Origin of the sequence: Enterococcus sp. AZ177 (assembly GCF_050544585.1) — a bacterium.
GTDB lineage: Bacteria > Bacillota > Bacilli > Lactobacillales > Enterococcaceae > Enterococcus_L > Enterococcus_L plantarum.
On the sequence record NZ_CP172944.1, the window covers coordinates 1628848 to 1647750 of the forward strand.

Here is an 18903-nt window from a genome sequence, read left to right on the forward strand (position 1 = left end):
TGAAGGGTTGGCCACGTGTCAGCCCTTTTTTAAAAGAAATGAGGAACGAGCAATGACAACTCCTGTTATCGGTAGAATTCACTCTACAGAAAATTTTGGGACCGTTGACGGACCTGGTGTTCGATTCATCGTATTTACACAAGGCTGCCGCATGCGCTGTCAATTTTGTCATAACCCCGACACTTGGAAAATCGGGTCTGGTGGACATGAGGTTACCACAGATGAAGTGTTAGATGAAGCAATCAAATACCGTTCTTATTGGGGAGAAAAAGGTGGAATTACTGTAAGTGGCGGTGAGCCATTACTCCAATTAGAATTTTTAACAGACTTATTTAAAAAGGCTAAAGAAAAAGGAATACATACAACAATTGATACTTGTGGCAAACCATTTACAAGAGAAGAACCCTTTTTTAGCCAATTCCAAGAATTAATGAACTATACGGACTTATTATTATTTGATATCAAACACATTGATAATGAACAGCATAAGTTACTTACTTCCTTAGGAAATGAAAATATTTTAGAAATGGCTCAATATCTTTCAGAGATTGGGAAACCTGTTTGGATTCGTCACGTTTTAGTTCCTGAGCGTAGTGATTATGATGAATACTTGATTCGTTTAGATGAATTTATAAAAACATTGAAGAATGTCGATAAAGTTGAAGTTTTACCCTATCACACAATGGGAAAATACAAATGGGATGAATTAGGGTTAGAATATCCACTTAATGGGATAGAACCACCTAAAGACGATAGGATAGCAAATGCTAAAAAGTTACTTCATGTCGATGATTATCAAGGCTATACGACAAGATAACGTATAAAAATGGAAAAGACCGACAATTATTGTTGTTTCTTTTCTATTTTTTGTTATTATTAATAATGAAGAAAAAGAAGGAGTGAACTATTTTTATGTCAAAAATTCTTGTTTTTGGACACCAAAATCCTGATACAGATGCTATTGGAGCAGCAATCAGCTTTGCATACTTACAAAAAGAACTAGGCAAAGATACAGAACCAGTTGCATTAGGAACGCCGAGTGAAGAAACGCAATACGCACTAGACTATTTTAAAGTAGATGCACCAAGAGTAGTAGAGACAGCGGCTGGAGAAACAAATCAAGTCATGTTAGTCGATCATAATGAATTTCAACAAAGTATTGCAGATATTGCAGAACTAAATATCCTTGCAGTCGTTGACCATCACCGTATCGCTAACTTTGAGACTGCTGATCCGTTATATTACCGTGCGGAACCTGTTGGCTGCACAAGTACAATCGTTTTAAAACTCTTTAAAGAAAATAATGTCACCGTTCCTAAACAAATTGCCGGAATGATGGTGTCTGCCATTATTTCAGACACACTTTTATTTAAATCACCAACATGTACACAAGAAGATATTGATGCAGCACACGAATTAGCTGTTATTGCAGAAATCAATTTAGACGGTTACGGCTTAGACATGCTAAAAGCTGGTACAAATTTAAGCGATAAATCTGCTGAAACGTTATTAGACTTAGATGCTAAAAGCTTCCCAATGGGGGATAAAAACGTTCGAATCGCACAGGTCAATACAGTTGATCTAAACGAAGTCCTAGATCGCCAAAATGAGCTAGAAGCCGCAATGAACACTGCAAATTCTACAAAGGGCTATGATTTATTCGTATTGATCATTACAAACATTTTAAACAGCGACTCAGAACTATTAGTAATCGGAGATTCTCTGGACAAAGTAGAAGCAGCATTTAAAGTTAAACTGGACAATAATCGTGCATTCCTAAATGGTGTTGTTTCTCGTAAAAAACAAGTTGTTCCTCAATTAACTGAAGCATTCAGTTAAAAGTCACACACATCTGATTTAGCAACTTCATAAACTACAGGTGGTGTTTTCATTACGCCAGCTGTAGTTTTTATTAGTTATCAAAGTTAAACGAGAAAGAGTGATTCTACCGTGAAAAATGTAAGCTATTATTTTGCATCGAATAAAAGTGAAGAAGAATTAACCAGAATCATCTCAGATCCATTGTTCACAAGGATTGTTAGGTACCTTTCAGAGCGCAAAGAACAAGATGTGATTTTACGACAAATAAAAGCGAATATCTTAACAGATAAAAATTTAGAATTATACTTGGACAAGTTGATCAAATACAATCTGATTGAAAGGGCAAATAGAAGATACACATTAACTTTTCCAATTTTTTCTCAGGGGGAATCACTAACATTACCCGATTCGATCACACAATCTTTTAGAGCGGTTACACAGACAGAATCTATATCAACGGATTATTTTGTATTGGGTGAATGGCTTTGGTCTTTATTATTTCAAGAAGAACAAGATCCCTACTTTTTTGGCATTGAATTATCTTCAAAAAGCTTACCAATCTTTCGTAAAAGAGAAGAGGGGAATGATTTGCTACGTTTTGTTTCTATTTATCCTGAGGAGCTTGTACCGTTAGATCTGGCAAATTATTTCAATTTACTATCGAGAAGGCAAGAATTACCCTCTCATTTTGAACCTTTACAGAATATAATCGGAGATGTTGATATTCATTATTTTATTCCACAAATGCAAAAGGTATTGCGAGCTATAAAACGAAATAGGACTAGAGATAGCAAAAAAAATATTTTTCAAGAGGCACTATTGGTGACTGGTGACCTTAAAAAAAATGAAGAGAATCAATTGTTTCTTGCTACGCCGATTTTAGACAGTACTGAACCTTCTGAAGCATTTCAACTTGCCTTAGACAAACTGAAGACAGAATTGACTCTTTTATGGGAAGGGATTGAAACAAACAATCAACGCCTATTCTATAAACAGCAGTTATATAGTTTTATAGTAGTAAATTATCTACCTATAGATCAAAACTACATTAAGTACTTTAAATAGAAAGTTACCATAATTATGTTATGTAACCTAAAATGAAAGATTTAAACCATCCGCTCCTGATTGACGAAAAATCAAGAGCGGATGGTTTATTAATGGTTTCTTTTACGTACTTTCTTTGTCCAAAACCCACCTGAGATAAACTTAGGTTCATAAGAAATGATAAAGGCTCTAGGTTCTTCTTCGTTGATTAATTTGTATAAACTGCGTTCATTTTTACGTGGAGAAAGAATTTCTAATATCATTCGTTCGCCTTCGCGACCTGCACCGAAACTTTGAGTAACACCATAACCATGTTCTCTTAGTATTTCCGGTAAATTTAATTGTTCCGTTGAAGAGGGGAGGATAGCTGTTACCATAATATAACCTAAAGCTAAATAATCCTCAATTTTGATTCCGACGCTGATCCCAACCGCATAACCAAGAGCATATACAACTAGATTTATCGGGTTATCTAAACGGTTCAATACCATGCTGAGTCCTAATACATAAATCGTTATTTCAGCCATACTGACTAAAGGAGCAATTAAACGATACCCTTTCATTGTCAGCATAAAACGAATTGTATTCAATGTGATATAAGAAAAATTGACCACAAAGATTGTAATGAGCATTTTGATGTCCATTTTTTTAGATACCTCTTTTCAATTAAACATATCTGCATATTATAGTACAACATTATGAGAATTAAAATAGGGAATGTCCAAATATAATTAAAAATTGTATTTACCTAGTTCCTAAAATAGATAAAAATTATATATGGCGTTATTGTTGGATGAATCAATAGTTTTTGCTATAATCAATGTACTACGTTTTTATAAGGGAGAAATGAAATCGGATGAGAATATTTATCATCATACTTTTGGTGTTATTGTTATTAAATACAACGGCAGCACTTATTACTGTTTTTAGAAAACCACGGGGCATTTCTAGCGTTCTGGCATGGATCATGACATTATTGTTCCTACCAGGTATTGGTTTTATTATTTATCTTTTTTGCGGTAGAGGGATCAACGGTCAAAAGGTTTTTAATCTAACCGCTCACGATAAAGAAAAGATTGCTGAAATCAAAAATATAGTCGATGACGACAATCTAAAATCAGACGGAAAATTAGATATTAATTTGCTAACAGACGCTCGCGTTTTGAACCGATACTTTAGAAATATGGATTCTTCACCATTAAGCAAACGAAATAGTCTCAAAATTTATACCGATGGAAAAGAAAAGTTCGATGCCTTATTCGAAGATATCCGCCATGCTAAAGAAACAGTTCATGTTGAATATTATTCATTTTTTAATGATCATATAGGCAATCAGTTTTTAGATTTATTAGGGGAAAAAGTCAAAGAGGGCGTAGCTGTTCATTTAATATATGATCCATGGGGTTCTCCAGGTGCAAACAAGAAGTTCTTTGCGCGATTCGTTGCTTTAGGTGGGAAAGTAGCGCCCTTTATTACCTCTAAAAATATGATCAGTAAAACTCGTCTCAATTATCATTTGCATCGTAAAATAGTCGTAATTGACGGGAAAATAGGGTGGACTGGTGGATTTAATGTGGGGGATCAGTATCTAGGAGAAAGTAAGAAATTCGGTTACTGGAGAGATACACACATCCGCTTGGTAGGAACTTCTGTTTTCTCATTGCAAGAGATTTTTATTATGGATTGGAATGCTTCTGTCCAACATGACTCACACAAAATGGATTATTTAGAGAATTATTTTCAAATTGCCGAGGACAATGAGCTTGGAAACTTAGCATTACAAGTTGTTTCTGACGGTCCAGATTCTGAAGAAGAAATTCTAAAAAGTGGTTTTATCAAAATGATTTTGTCAGCTGAAAAATCGGTGTGGATTCAAACGCCATACTTAATTCCTGATGATAGTATGATCAACGCCTTATTAATTGCTGTTCGTTCAGGAATCGATGTACGAATTATGATTCCATGTATGCCAGATCATCCATTTATCTATCGTGCAACGCAATATTATGCAAACTATCTGCACAAACGTGGGGTCAAAATATACATGTATCAGAATGGTTTTTTACATGCTAAAACAATGGTTATTGACAATGAAATTTGCATGGTTGGTACGACAAATCAGGATATTAGAAGTTATGCCTTGAATTTTGAGGTAAGCACATTTATCTACGATACAAGAATCGCATGGGAACTGACACAAATAGTTGAAATGGATATGAATAACAGCATCTTATTAACGGATGAAATCATTCAAAACCAATCACATTGGTTACGATTTAAGCAGAATTTTTCACGGTTACTATCACCGATATTGTAATCTTAAATTATGAATGAATACTTAAAAAAGATTAACTGAACAGAATAAAAAATCGAACGAGGTGAGGGATTGCTATGTTCGATTTTTTATGATTATATTCTAGTTAACATAATATACATTATACAAAGTAGATTTGCATAGTCACAAAACCACAATAACCAATATACAGTAAATAAAATACAGTTTATGCATATAACACACTTCATATTCTATACATTATGCGAATGTGAAATTACGTGATTGAATTTATCACACACAACTTTTGTGATATAGTAGTATATATTTAAGAAAGGAGCTAGCATTTTGAAAAAAACAAATTTTTTAGTTGTATTTTGGTTACTATTAGCAATAATTTCTTTCATTATTGTGGCAACAAATCTTTATAGTATTTTTGACAGTATTTCATACCTACTAATTCCAGCTACAGATAATGACTATCAAGACTCTAACTCAATAATACGACAATTAATTCAAGGAATCCCTTTGACCATGATTTACGGTACAGCATTCTATTTTAGTTTAAAACAAGGTATAAAGACGTACAAAGAGTAATATAAAAAGCGCTCAAACAACTCACTAAAGGAGTTTATTTGAGCGCTTTTTTCTGTTAGAGTAATTCCAACACTCAAATAATAAAAGTTACAAGCTAAACATTATAAGAAGAATATATGAAAAAAAACATTTAAGGTATTTACAATTGAAATAAAAATGGTATTATTTACTTATAGGTATATTAAATTAACTTTGTACCTAATAAATATTATTCAAGGAGGGAAAAATCATGTGGGTTAATATCGTACAATATTGGTTAGACGCTACTTCAAACTTCTTTAATTTATTTAAATAATTACTTAAAGAGGAACAGAATTTCTGTTCCTCTTTTTATTTTTAACCTATTTTTTTTGACATACTAATATCTGTTGGTACAAAACCTGTTTGTTCGTATAAATGGATCGCACCTTTGTTATGAGCAAAAACGTGTAAATCAATCTGCGACACATTCATTTCTTTTGCTTTTTCATCTAGACAAGAAAGGGTTTCTTTTCCATAACCAATACCTCTGAATTCTTCAAACACAATAAAATCATAAATAAAAAATTTTGAATCGTATGGTGTTTTATTTAAATGTACCCATAAAAAACCAACTTTCTTATCTATAGACTCTTCTTCAATAGAGTAGAGAAATTCGTTTTTAGTCTCCTTCCCTTCCGGTAAAAGCTCATTAAAACTTTTTGCTGCCAAATCAATTGCTTCATTCTTACTCCAAGTACCTGCTGTAATTTTATCATGAGCATAGTCTTTAATTGCAAAGTTAATGTACTTTTCATAATCTGCTTCAGTCATTTCTTGTAGTTTAATGGTCATTCCAATTCCCCTATAATTCAATGTATTTTATTTGAATCATACCATTTTTATTCTATTAAAAAAAGACTGAAGAAACAAAATTTTCTTCAGTCTTTATAACTTGTTGATTATTGTTCATTTTTCATTGCTGCTAAAGCCGCTGTATTGATGATATTCCACGGTTTATCAAATGATGGTTGGAAGAAAAAGTCAGCATAAGCTAGGTCTTCAATCGTCATTTTCGCTTTGATTGCCAATGAGATAGCATTGATATTAGCAGTTAAATCAGCTTTAGACATTAATTGCGCACCTAAAATTTGAGTTGTCTCAGGATCGTACACAAGTTTGAACCAAGCTTTTTCTTTATCGGGATTGAAATCCATTAGATAATCTTCAACCACTAATGCAGATTTTGTTTTCTTATTCAATTTTTCGGCCATTTCTTCATTGATACCTGTAGAAGCAAATTTATAATCGAAAACAGCTAAACCAGATGAACCTTGAATACCAGGAAATGGTTTTACTGGGCCTAATAAGTTTTTAACAGCAAAACGACCTTGTTTTCTGGCATTTGTGGCTAATGCAATGTTCACTTCAGTTTCACCTGGATTGTATTTGATTAGTGTAGCATCCCCAACGGCAAAAATATCAGCAGCACTTGTTTGCATGTATTCATCCGTTTTTATAAGACCATTGGGGTGTAATTCTAAAGTATCCTTCAACCAACCAGTGTTAGGACGAACACCAACCGCTACAACAACTAAATCGGCATCATATTCAGCTTTATCCGTGATAACTTTTTGAACATGACCTTCCCCTTTGTATTGTTGAACCGTTTCATTGGTCACGACGCTAATATTATTAGCCTCCATTTCTTCAGTTAAAACGTCAGTAAACTCTTTATCTAAATAGACACCTAAAGGTCGATCTAAAATATCGATAACTGTTACATTTTTCCCAGCTTTCGCAAATGATTCAGCAGCTTCTATTCCAATATAGCCACTACCAATTACAACTACATTGTTCACCTCAGGATCAACTGTTTTTGCTTTTAATTTAATTGCCCATTTTCTGCCACGCATTAAATAGATATTTTCTAAGTCTTTACCCGGAACATTTAATTCAAATGGAACAGCTCCTGGGCTGATAATAAGTTTATCGTAAGCTTCAACACGTTCTTCGCCAGATAATAAATCTTTAACTACAACTTGATGATCATCAGGTTTAATTGCTGTAATTTCTGTGTTTGAGAAGACATTTACGCCTCTGCTCTCCATTTTTTCACCAGTCATATATCGAACAGAATTAACGTCTTTAACTTTTCCTTCAAGATAAAGTTGCATACCGCAAGATAAAAACGAAACAAAATCGCCTTTTTCATACCACTGGATTTCTGCTTCCGGATGTAGCGTCAATAACTCCTCAACTGCCTCATAGCCTCCGTGCGATGAACCTAAAACAATAACTTTCATTCCAAGTACCTCCAATATTATTTATTATATAATAAAGAGTATCATATAAATGTACATAATAACAAGGATTTTGACTATAAATTCTCAACTATATAATTTAATTGAGAATTAAGTACGCTTTTTACTACACTATTTTAGGTAGTCTATTTCTTAGACTCTTCATCAATTAGTTTACATAATAATATTATGTTCTACCTATTTTTGTTTACCAAAAATAACCACCTAAGACATTTTTTTCCTATAGCTGGTTATTTAAAGCTCTTATTTGAATATTGTTGTTTCTTTTTTCACTTCAACTGTAATTTTCCCATTCTTAATTACATAGTTTCTTTCGGGTATATCAATGATTGCATCTGCTACCACTTTCGTATCTAGCAAGATTAAATCAGCTTTATTACCAATATTTATACCATAGCTTTTTAACCCCAACGCTTTTGCTGGATTTTCAGTAATCATCGGTAAAACAGTTGGTAAATCATCTGCTCCACCTAAATGTCCTACAGGAATCGCTAACATCGCAATTTGCATTAAATCACCATTTCCATAAGGAGTAAATGCATTACGAATATTATTGGTCGCTAAACAGACATTGACACCTGCATCGCGAAGTTTTCTAATAGGAGTAACCGCTCGTCTAACGTTGTATACATCATTTCTAGCACCTAAATGCAAATCTGTTGCTGGCAAAGCCATCACACTAATTTGTGCTTCTGACATCAATGCCAAAATGTCACTTAAGCGTTCTGGCTTTAGCGCATGAAGAGCTGTTAAATGGCCCACTGAAACTCTACCTTGATAATCTTCAGCAATTATTTTCTTACATAAATATTCTATTGACATATCCGTTGCTTCATCACTAAAATCTTGATGAAGATCAATATCTTTGTCGTATTTTTTCGCAATTTCAAACACTAAATCAATATGTTTATCTGCTGGAGCATCGTTATAAGGAATACCACCAACGACATCAGCCCCCATTTCCATAGCTTCATGCATCATTTTTTCTGTGCCAGGCGCTTTAAAAATTCCTTCTTGCGGAAACGCAACGATTTGCATATCAATTAAATCCCGGTATTCTTCTTTTAATGCCATAATGGTTTTAAATCCGGAAAAACCTTGTGCTGGATCAAATTCAGCGTGGGTTCTAACCGCGGTTACACCATGAGAAATGATCATGTCTAAAGCTTTTTTTGCTCGTCGATAAATATCTTCTTCGGTAAATGTTGGTTTTAGTTCAGCTGTAACACTGATGGCTTCTTGTAAAGTCCCGGATTTGTTTGGTTTTCTGTCAGCAATCAGTGCTTTATCCAGATGAATATGACTTTCGACTAAACCAGGAATTAAAACACGCCCGTGTGCTTCGATTACCTTTACTGCATGTTCAGTCAAACTTTCCGAAATAGCGATGATTTTACCATCTTTTATACCTATATCCTGTAACGCTTCTCCATCACTTAATCTTGCTTGTTTAATTAAAATGTCCATTTGTTAACATCCTTTCAATTTGATTTATACAAAGAATCCAATTCCAATCAATAGTACAGAAGCAATACTGATCCATTTAACGTTGCCCTTGACAACTTCCAAAATCGGAATTTGAAAACCAGAAGATAAAGCTTGCATCGTAATATTCACAAAACTCATTTGACTTCCTAATCCTACTCCAACCGCAACTAAACCTAACTCGATAGAAGAAAAACCAAGGGATACGGCTACGGGTAAAACAAGTGTTAACACAGAACCAACATACGCACCTGCCGGTATCCCAATCAAAATTCCAGTTAAAATAGCGACAGGAACCATGATCAACGTTGGTGCCGCGCTAGCAATGCCCGCAATAACCGCGAAGGTACCCGTTTGAGCAATAATATTAATAAACGCAAGAAAAATCCCCACTTGGAATAACCGAGTCAAAATATATGTTGAGCCATCAACCATGGCTTCTACTGACTGATTCAGTGAAAAATCTGAACAAATAAAAATCAAGGCTATTGTTAAAACCATATACACTAATGGCGTCAATAATGGGAACCCGACAAGATCATTCACTACAGGCCCGAAAATTACAGCGAATAGTAAAAAAATCGCAGGTAACGTTAATTTAAACAAGGCTCTGTTACTCATTGAAGCGTATTCATCATTACTATTTTCTTTAAATCCGATATTCCGACGTTTCGTTCCCCAAAAAGCGAGAACAATTGCTAACGCACAAAAAAATAACCAAATCGGACGCATATCTGAAACGTATGTCGCAACACTAAAATCTCCTAATTTCGAAACGATGCTGGATTCTAATGAAGCGGGCGATGTCGTAAACGAAACAGCCGCAGCAAGTGACATTGCTGCAATCAACTCGGGGACAACTCCAACTGCTACAAAGGCTAATGGTGCGATAACCATTGCACTACCACCGCCGATACCTGACATATAAGTTGCAGCGGCTAACAAAAGAACAATAAATGCTGAAACATATTCTACTTTTCCTTTTGTCCCTCGTTTGGCAAGAGTTAATGCAGCAGAGTAGCCACCTGATTTAAAGACTGCCATTGCAACAGCTGAATTAATGATTGGCACAGTAATACCAAGCATCATTGGAATCGTTTCTAATAGTTGTTCATTGGCTTGTTCTAACCCAATACCACCGATGATCATTGCCAAAACGCCTCCAACAAATCCAGCGATGATCATATCTACTTTCATAAATAATAGGACTAAAACTAAAATCAATGGAATGATCACTATCACAGCGTTTAGTCCTGTAGGTACAGCAATTGCATTAATTTCTTGTGCAAACGCAGGCACAAAAGAAAAAAGAAATAGTAGTGAAAGGAACAAACCACTGAAAAACTTTTTAGGCAATTTCATCATTTTTCCTCCAATTATAGCTAATTAAAGCATTTTCATTTCTACAATGAGTAATAATTGCTTTCGGTAATAGAATTACTAAGTTTTCTAAACTAAAAAAGTACAATAACAATATTGATTGGTTGATAGCCTCTAAAATTTTCTCTTTTTAGCACTTATCAACACTTCAACTGTTAATCCCCCCTTCCTTCTCCTAATGATACGTTTAAATTCCATAAAAAGAAAAAAGAATGCCTCAATAATTATACAAATAAACCAAAAAGATAACGTTTGCATTCTTATGTAAACCATATTAGCAAAAAACAGCTAAAACAAACGTCATGATAATTTGTCTTAGCTGATTTATAGTTATCCTTTTGCTTTATCTAATAATGTAGATAATTCATAAGGTGTATTTTGGTAAACTGCATAATTTATCCAATTAGAGAATAACAAGGATGCAGCCATGTGCCATCTTAATTTGGGAACTTCTTTGATGTCATCCTTTGGAAAATAATTTTCAGGCAGATTTGGTTGAATCCCTTTTAATTGATCCCGTTCAAATTCTTGTTGTAATGTCTCACGATCATATTCCAAATGACCCATTGCATAAAATGCTCGATTATTTTTATTTCCAACTAAGAAAAGACCAGCTTCTTTCGACTCGACCAGAACTTCCAATTCGTCTGTCTTCTCGACATCACTTCTCTTGATCCCTGTATACCGAGAATGCGGAGCGAAAAACAGATCATCAAATCCTTTTAAAATACTCCAAGTAGGTGTTAATACTTCATGAGAATAAATACCGGTCAACTTTTGATCCAAGAAATACTTATCGATTTTGTGATGATGATAAAGCCCTGCCTGCGCACCCCAACAAATGTGAAATGTAGAAAATACGTGTGACGTACTCCACTCGAAAATATCCTGTAATTCTTCCCAATAATCAACTTTTTCAAAAGGAATCTGCTCAATTGGGGCTCCTGTAATGATCAATCCATCATAGAACTTTTCTTGTACTTCTTTAAACTGATAGTAAAAACGAGTTAAATGTTCACTAGAGGTATTTTTTGCCTCATGGCTACTCATATGTAAAAACTCCACATTTATTTGTAACGGTGTGTTACTTAAAAGCCTCAAGAGTTGAACTTCTGTCTCATCTTTTTTTGGCATCAAATTCAAAATTAAAATTCGTAAAGGTCGAATGTCTTGATGCATGGCGCGATCTTCGTCCATTACAAAAATATTCTCTTTTTCTAAAACTTTAATAGCTGGTAATTCTTTTGGAACACGAATCGGCATGCGTAAATCCTCCCTTTCTTTTTGTCTAATATTATTTTACGATAAAAAGAGGCAGAAAGAAAGATTCTTTGTAAGAAAATGTTTCGTTTTAAAAAAATAACTCGATTACTTTAGCTATTAAAAAAAACATGAGACAGGGTGCTTATCCATCTCATGTTTTGTCTTATAGAAAATTATTACACTACTTCGGTACTTTATTCATCTTCTCTTTTCATTTTACGTTTGAAAGTGAAAGTTGCTACTGATTTCTCTGAATCAGCTGGTGTTACAAAGGGTGCAGTAAGATTAATTTCTTAGCTACTCACTTTTTCTTTCACACTTTTTTCAATTATAGGAGTACTAACTTTTTTATTCCAGAAATCAATCAGTGGTCCTGTGAAAAATGCATTGATTACGGTTCCGATACCAACTGGGCCTCCAAAAATAAAAGCTAGGATCACAAAAAAGATATCTTGAATTACTCTTACTACACGATACTGGGCTTTACTTCGATCTACAATGATCGGAGCAATTGCATCGTATGGCGCATTTCCTAATTTTGCTGACATATAAAAAGATGCCCCGAAAGTAAAAATCACTACACCAGAAACAAGTAAGAGCCCTTGAGAGAATATATTGATTTTAATTGTGAAAAATGTGTCATAGATCCATGTATAAAAATCAATGAAAAAACCTGTCAGCACCATATTGATTACGGTTCCGATACCAATATATTTTCTACCAAAAATAAAAACGAAAACTAGAATGATTATATTGACAATCAGTTGATAAACACCCAGTGATAAGCCTAGAACATTCCCAATACCAATATTGGCTGCAGTATACGGGTCCAATCCTACTTGACCTACACGTAATGTTGCCGCTCCAAACGCTAGAATTGCTACACCAATTAAAGCATATAAAGCACGTATTATAATTTCCTTCATTTTCCTATTCTCTTTCATCTTTTAACCCCTCAATCTTGTTTACCTTTTAATTATCTCAAAAATTGTCAAAAACGCCAAATGTTAAGATTTTATATAAAAAAATAGAGCTGAATTTTCACTCAACTCCATTTTTTATCTATTACTTTTTAGCAATATCTTTAAGTGCCGCTTGAGCTAACAAGTTTAAGTAGTTCCAAGGACGATCAAAGTGTGGCTGGAAGAAGAAATCTGATAAGGCAAGATCTTCAACAGTCATTTTGTTTTGTACAGCTAATGATAGTGTATTAGCTGATTGAGTAATGTCATACTTAGACATTAATTGTCCACCGACAATACGGTTTGTCCCTTTTTCGTAAACTAATTCCATCATGACATTTTCAGTCGTTGGCATGAATTCTGGACGATAATTATCCTCAAACAATGTTGCTTCTACATCTAAGTTATTCATTTTTGCACTTTCCAAGGTAACACCTGTTGAACCAATTTTCCAACCAAATAAATATAGACCGGAAGTTCCTTGTGTTCCGCGATATGCTAATTTTTCTTCTGTTAAATTGTAACCAACTAACATTCCTTGGCGAACAGCATTCGTTGCTAATGGAATATAATTCGTCGTATTGCTTGGGTTGTAGTGTACAACTGCACTATCCCCTGCAGCAAGAATATCAGGGTTGCTTGATCTCATAAATGTATCAACCACAATAGCACCATTAGGTAGCATATCTACTTTATCTTTAAGTAAAGTTGTATTTGGGCTAAATCCAACACACATGATGACCATATCTGCTTCGAATTCTTGACTAGGTGTAATTACTCTATTCACATGTCCGCTTGCATCAGCTTGAAATTCCTGAACATTCTCACCTAACGCTATCGTCACTCCTCGATCAGCAAGTTCTTTTTCTAAAACATCTGTAAATGGTTTATCTAAGTACTTATTCAAAATACGATCTAAACCGTCAATCAATGTAACCTCCTTACCTGATTCTACAAAGGCTTCAACTAATTCGATTCCGATATATCCGCCGCCTACAACGACAACTTTTTTCGCATCTTTCGCACGTTCGATAATCACATTTGCTTGATTAAAGTTTTTACATAATAAAATATTTTCAGCTTCAATCCCTTTAATAGGCGGGATAATTGGCCATGAACCTGTTGTCATAACTAATTTATCATATGAAACAGTTTCTTCAATACCAGTGTGTAAATCCTTTGCAGTGACTGTTTTATGATCAACATCGATTGTTTCGACTTCATGTTCCATTTTAACTGTAGCACCTAGAGACGCTAACTCTTCAGGACTTGAATAGAATAGACTGTCAGCCTCCTTCACTACTCCTCCAACATATAGAGCAATACCGCATGATAAAAATGACACATTATCATTTCGTTCATAAACGATTACCTCCGCGTTTGGGTGATTTGTTAAAATACTTTTGACTGCAGCAGTTCCTGCATGCGTACATCCTACGACTACGACTTTCATTTTGTAAATCCCTTCTTTCAAGTTAAATTTTTCACCAACAAATCTATTCTAAATCTATTAGCATACTAAAAATATAACAAAGTAGAAAGCCAGATTCGAGTTCTTTGCTTGTGAATCACAAAGTTATTTTTTCACAAACTCTTCTTTTTTTAACCCTTTCTTCATTTTATCCAATTAAATATTAACAAAAAAAGCTGATTTAACAATAAAAAAAGCTGAGAAAAATTATTTTCTCAGCTTGTGAAATTAAATTGCTATTCATTTACTGAAGCAATAATTTCTATCTCAATAAGAACATCTTTAGGCAATCGGGCTACTTCTACAGCAGAACGAGCAGGTAATTGCATTTTAAAAGCGCCAGCATAAACTTCATTAAAAGCTGCAAAATCATTCATATTTTTTAAAAAGCAAGTCGTTTTGACAACTTGGTTAAAATCACTTCCAACTTCTTTTAAGATTGCCACTATGTTTTTAAGCACTTGTTCTGTTTGTTCTTCTATTGTACTACCAATAACTTCTCCCGTTTCAGGACTTAAAGGAACTTGACCTGAAGCAAACAATAGTCCATTGACAATATTTCCTTGTACGTATGGTCCAATTGCTTTTGGAGCTTTGTCTGTGTGAATCGATTTCATTTTATCCCTCATTTCATTCTTATTTTGCTTTTTGACAGTCCGGGCATAAACCATATAATTCTAATCTATGCTCATTAATTTCAAAACCAGTTAATTTACTTGCTGCCATCTCTACGTCTTCCAATCCAGGATAATGGAAATCGACGATTTTACCACAGTTCTGACATATAGCATGATAATGTTTCTTTGAGCTGAAATCGAAACGACTAGATGCATCGCCATAATTCATCTCTTGCACAAACCCAATATCAGTAAACAATCGTAAATTATTATAAACAGTCGCAACACTCATATTTGGAAAACGATCTTCTAATGAACGATAAATTTCATCTGCTGTTGGATGGCTATGATTCTCAATTAGATATTCTAAAATTGCATATCTTTGAGGAGTAATACGAATATTGGCTTCTTTTAATTCTTCAAGTGCATTCTTTACCAATATATTGTCCATTTGGTTCCCCTCCCAGTCTTCTTCCTTAAATGATACTATTTCTAATCTATCTTGACAAGAATAATTGCATAAATACTATCGGAAATATCATGTTTATCACGATTTTGATGAATTTCAACATTATTATATACTTTTTAGGTGGTTAAATGTGTTAAAAAAGGAAGCCGCAACAGTGCACTTCCTTTTTTTCTAAATTATTCAGAAAAATTGTAAAGTGCAGTTGAAAGATATCGCTCACCATTATCAGGAATAATGGTCAATACTTTCTTTCCAACACCCAATTTTTTGGCTACTTGAATTGCTGCATTCACAGAAGCTCCCGCTGATATCCCAACTAACAATCCTTCTTTGACAGCTAATTGTCGTGCTGTTTTCATTGCATCTTCACTTGGAACCGCAAGAATTTCTCCATATATATCAGTATCTAAAACGTTAGGAATGAAGCCTGCACCAATTCCTTGGATTTTATGTGGACCAGGAGCACCCCCTTCAAGAACAGGCGATTCTGTTGGTTCAACAGCAACTATTGAAATAGTTGGATATACTCGTTTTAATTCTTTTCCAACACCGGTTATTGTCCCACCAGTCCCGACTCCTGCCACAAATGCATCTAACCCTGCTGGACCAAAGACATCTTGAATTTCTTTTCCGGTTGTTCTTTCATGTGTTTCGGGATTCGCAAGATTGTCAAATTGCATGGGCATAAAGTAACCGTCTTTTTCTGATAATTCCGTAGCCTTAGCAATTGCGCCTTTCATCCCTTCAGAGCCAGGAGTCAACAATAACTCAGCACCATACGCTTGCATCAGTTTTCTGCGTTCAATACTCATTGTATCAGGCATTACGATTACGACTTTATAGCCTTTTGCAGCCCCCACCATTGCTAACCCGATCCCAGTATTCCCACTAGTAGGTTCGACAATTGTATCGCCTTTTTTTAGCTTCCCACTTTTTTCAGCTTTGTCGATCATACTTAAAGCAATTCGATCTTTTACGCTTCCACCTGGATTGAAAAATTCAAGCTTCACAAACACATCAGCAGCTCCATCTGGGACAATTCGTCCTAATTTTACTATCGGTGTTTTACCTATTAATTCGGTAACAGAATTAAAAATTTGAGTCATGATCCATTCCTCCATTCTCGTATTCTTATAAGCAAAACCTTTCTTGTGTTTATAATAGCTTATATCGTTTAATCTGGCTATCATTTTGTTACAGCTGAAAGATTGATCTTAACTTTTTATCCATTTCTAATAAAAATGTTGTATAGTAGAAAAGACTTTCAAATGAATAAATAGGAGTTACATCATTTATGAAAATAAAAAATATTAGTCCACGGGGTTATTGTTACGGTGTTGTTGATGCAATGGTCATTGCTAGAAATGCTTCTCTCGATGAAAATTTACCACGACCAATCTATATTTTAGGTATGATCGTTCACAATAAACATGTGACAGATGCGTTTGAAAGTGTTGGGATCCATACGTTAGATGGAAATACCCGTGAAGATATCCTATCGCGAGTTGACCGTGGTACTGTTATATTTACAGCACATGGAACTTCGCCCAAAGTAAAGAAATTAGCAGTCGCTAAAGGTTAAACGGTAATTGATGCCACTTGTCCTGATGTAATGATTACACACGAATTGATTGCTGAAAAAGTGTCAGACGGTTATGAAATTATTTATATCGGAAAAAAAAATCACCCTGAACCCCAGGGAGCACTTGGTGTATCCCCGGAACATGTTCATTTAGTTTCTAACCAAGCTGATATTGCAAGTTTACAACTAACGACAGAGAAAATTTTTGTGACCAACCAAACGACTATGAGCCAATGGGACGTTAGCGATTTGATGGTTTCGATTCAGAAAAAATACCCTCATGTACTTATTCATAAAGATATCTGCAAAGCTACCCAAGTCCGCCAAGAAGCAGTTGTTGAACAAGCTCAAGGCTGTGATTTAACAATTGTTGTTGGTGGTCCAAAAAGTAATAATAGTAATCGGTTAGCTCAAGTTTCCGTTGAGCAAGCAAGGGTTCCAGCTCATCAAATTTCAGATGTCTCACAAATCAATGCTAAATGGTTAATCAATGTCGAACAAATTGCTGTGACGGCTGGTGCCTCCACCCCAACTCAAATTGTTAGGGAAGTCATTGATTATTTAATGCAATTTGATGCAAATGATCCTATAACGCATAACAGAAATTCAACTACTACTCCAGAAGCGAGTCTACCGAAGTCCAGAATAAAGGATTTGAGTAAAAATCGCACACGACGTCTAGAAGAACTACGATCAGGAAAACGATAAAAAATCTTCCAACAAATAGTCATTTTCACGACAGATTGTTGAAAGATTTTTTTATGCGACTTGTAAGACTTGTCCTATAGTAATCAACTCAGCCGTTATACCATTGGAAGCCATCAGTTGGTCGACAGTAACACCAAATTTTTCAGCTATCCCCCAAAGAGTATCACCAGAAGCTACAGTATATGTTTGCGCTGTGATAGTTGCACTGCTTTGTCCAACAGCAGATTGATTCGTTACAGGGCTCGCAACAGTTGTAACTGTTGCACTATTTCCACTATCATATGCAGTCAAACCATATGCCTCAATCAACCAATTTAATTTCCCAGCGTAGTTTGGATCAGTTGCATAGCGTCCAGCTAAAGCAGCTGTCGCATCCATGTAACTAGTTGTATTACTTTTCCACACGCCAGAATAATGATAGTCTCCGCTAGAAGCTAACGTCGTTTTAAGTACATTGGCATGATCTTGGAATGATTCAGTGTATGATGGATAACTTCTAAATGGCTCAGTCATCGTTACCCATTGACCATTCAAATATTCCGAAGTCGGCATATAGACTGTTTGTCCACCGTAGCTTCCCTTTACGCCAAACAAATTATAATTCGGAGCTGCAGCTAATCCTGAAGTACCGTAGCTGCTTTCCAATAATGCTTGAGCAATCATAACAGATGCGTATAAATCATTAGCGTCAGCTACAGACGACGCTGAATAGCCAATAGAATCAATAAATGCTTGTTGTGAATAGTCTCCTTGTACTTCAACTTCATTTGCTTGAACACCTAATGGCAAAATATTCCCAGCAATCGGAAGAAATACTAATGAAGTTCCAATTATAGATACCATCCGTTTACGATTATTTCTACGTTCTTTTTGTTGGTGTCTACTACTTCTTGTTTCGATCTCGCTCATTCACTTGTTCCTCCTCAATAGAACATCATACTATCATTCTA

The 18903-nt window shown here is 34.9% G+C and carries 17 protein-coding genes and 1 pseudogene; 6 read left to right on the forward strand and 12 right to left on the reverse strand.

Going from position 1 to position 18903, the window contains the following annotated elements:
* The first annotated feature begins 52 nt into the window (after window positions 1-52).
* The 3 genes from pflA (at window position 53) to IGJ34_RS07915 (ending at window position 2886) form a co-directional block, all read left to right on the forward strand.
* Entirely contained in the window at window positions 53-817 is a 765-nt protein-coding gene (gene pflA / locus IGJ34_RS07905; RefSeq protein WP_069653180.1) for a pyruvate formate-lyase-activating protein, read from the forward strand.
* A 95-nt stretch (window positions 818-912) separates the two neighbouring features.
* Window positions 913-1839, forward strand: coding sequence for a manganese-dependent inorganic pyrophosphatase (locus tag IGJ34_RS07910; RefSeq protein WP_430597179.1), 927 nt, complete (start codon window positions 913-915; stop codon window positions 1837-1839).
* Between the two features lie 111 nt (window positions 1840-1950).
* Complete coding sequence (locus IGJ34_RS07915; protein ID WP_430597180.1) at window positions 1951-2886, forward strand: DUF1803 domain-containing protein; 936 nt, start codon at window positions 1951-1953, stop codon at window positions 2884-2886.
* A gap of 89 nt (window positions 2887-2975) precedes the next feature.
* On the opposite strand, the gene IGJ34_RS07920 is transcribed toward IGJ34_RS07915, so the two are convergent.
* Window positions 2976-3509 (reverse strand): DUF2179 domain-containing protein, encoded by a 534-nt coding sequence (locus IGJ34_RS07920; RefSeq protein WP_069653183.1) that lies wholly within the window; start codon window positions 3507-3509, stop codon window positions 2976-2978.
* A gap of 212 nt (window positions 3510-3721) precedes the next feature.
* On the opposite strand from IGJ34_RS07920, the gene cls reads away from it, so the two are divergent.
* Together cls and IGJ34_RS07930 are read left to right on the forward strand one after the other, a co-directional pair.
* On the forward strand, window positions 3722-5182 hold the full coding sequence (gene cls / locus IGJ34_RS07925; protein ID WP_069653184.1) for a cardiolipin synthase: 1461 nt from the start codon (window positions 3722-3724) through the stop codon (window positions 5180-5182).
* 303 nt (window positions 5183-5485) lie between these two features.
* A complete protein-coding gene (locus IGJ34_RS07930; protein ID WP_069653187.1) occupies window positions 5486-5734 on the forward strand; it encodes a hypothetical protein in 249 nt (82 codons plus the stop codon).
* Between the two features lie 336 nt (window positions 5735-6070).
* Here IGJ34_RS07930 and IGJ34_RS07935 read toward each other — a convergent pair whose 3' ends face one another.
* The 10 genes from IGJ34_RS07935 to cysK all read right to left on the reverse strand — a co-directional run bounded on the left by IGJ34_RS07935 (window position 6071) and on the right by cysK (window position 16769).
* Entirely contained in the window at window positions 6071-6547 is a 477-nt protein-coding gene (locus IGJ34_RS07935; protein WP_083241715.1) for a GNAT family N-acetyltransferase, read from the reverse strand.
* Between the two features lie 107 nt (window positions 6548-6654).
* Window positions 6655-7998 carry an FAD-dependent oxidoreductase gene (locus tag IGJ34_RS07940; RefSeq protein ID WP_430597181.1) on the reverse strand — a complete coding sequence of 448 codons (1344 nt, stop codon included), beginning with the start codon at window positions 7996-7998 and terminating at the stop codon, window positions 6655-6657.
* Window positions 7999-8259: 261 nt separating this feature from the next.
* Window positions 8260-9483 (reverse strand): amidohydrolase family protein, encoded by a 1224-nt coding sequence (locus IGJ34_RS07945; protein WP_430597182.1) that lies wholly within the window; start codon window positions 9481-9483, stop codon window positions 8260-8262.
* Window positions 9484-9507: 24 nt separating this feature from the next.
* Window positions 9508-10863: a citrate transporter gene (locus tag IGJ34_RS07950; protein ID WP_430597183.1), complete on the reverse strand. Its 1356-nt coding sequence runs from the start codon at window positions 10861-10863 to the stop codon at window positions 9508-9510.
* Between the two features lie 348 nt (window positions 10864-11211).
* Complete coding sequence (metA, locus tag IGJ34_RS07955) at window positions 11212-12144, reverse strand: homoserine O-acetyltransferase MetA (protein ID WP_069653191.1); 933 nt, start codon at window positions 12142-12144, stop codon at window positions 11212-11214.
* A gap of 293 nt (window positions 12145-12437) precedes the next feature.
* Entirely contained in the window at window positions 12438-13070 is a 633-nt protein-coding gene (locus IGJ34_RS07960; RefSeq protein WP_430597184.1) for a YczE/YyaS/YitT family protein, read from the reverse strand.
* A gap of 139 nt (window positions 13071-13209) precedes the next feature.
* Window positions 13210-14559 (reverse strand): NADH oxidase, encoded by a 1350-nt coding sequence (locus IGJ34_RS07965; RefSeq protein ID WP_111247862.1) that lies wholly within the window; start codon window positions 14557-14559, stop codon window positions 13210-13212.
* 254 nt (window positions 14560-14813) lie between these two features.
* Complete coding sequence (locus tag IGJ34_RS07970) at window positions 14814-15194, reverse strand: RidA family protein (protein WP_430597185.1); 381 nt, start codon at window positions 15192-15194, stop codon at window positions 14814-14816.
* A 19-nt stretch (window positions 15195-15213) separates the two neighbouring features.
* Window positions 15214-15645 carry a peroxide-responsive transcriptional repressor PerR gene (gene perR, locus IGJ34_RS07975; protein WP_069653195.1) on the reverse strand — a complete coding sequence of 144 codons (432 nt, stop codon included), beginning with the start codon at window positions 15643-15645 and terminating at the stop codon, window positions 15214-15216.
* A 194-nt stretch (window positions 15646-15839) separates the two neighbouring features.
* Entirely contained in the window at window positions 15840-16769 is a 930-nt protein-coding gene (cysK, locus tag IGJ34_RS07980) for a cysteine synthase A (protein WP_069653196.1), read from the reverse strand.
* A gap of 188 nt (window positions 16770-16957) precedes the next feature.
* On the opposite strand from cysK, the pseudogene IGJ34_RS07985 reads away from it, so the two are divergent.
* Window positions 16958-17953, forward strand: a pseudogene (locus IGJ34_RS07985) (4-hydroxy-3-methylbut-2-enyl diphosphate reductase).
* 51 nt (window positions 17954-18004) lie between these two features.
* Here the strand turns inward: IGJ34_RS07985 and IGJ34_RS07990 are convergent.
* Window positions 18005-18862 (reverse strand): glucosaminidase domain-containing protein, encoded by an 858-nt coding sequence (locus tag IGJ34_RS07990; RefSeq protein ID WP_430597186.1) that lies wholly within the window; start codon window positions 18860-18862, stop codon window positions 18005-18007.
* Between the last annotated feature and the right edge of the window lie 41 nt (window positions 18863-18903).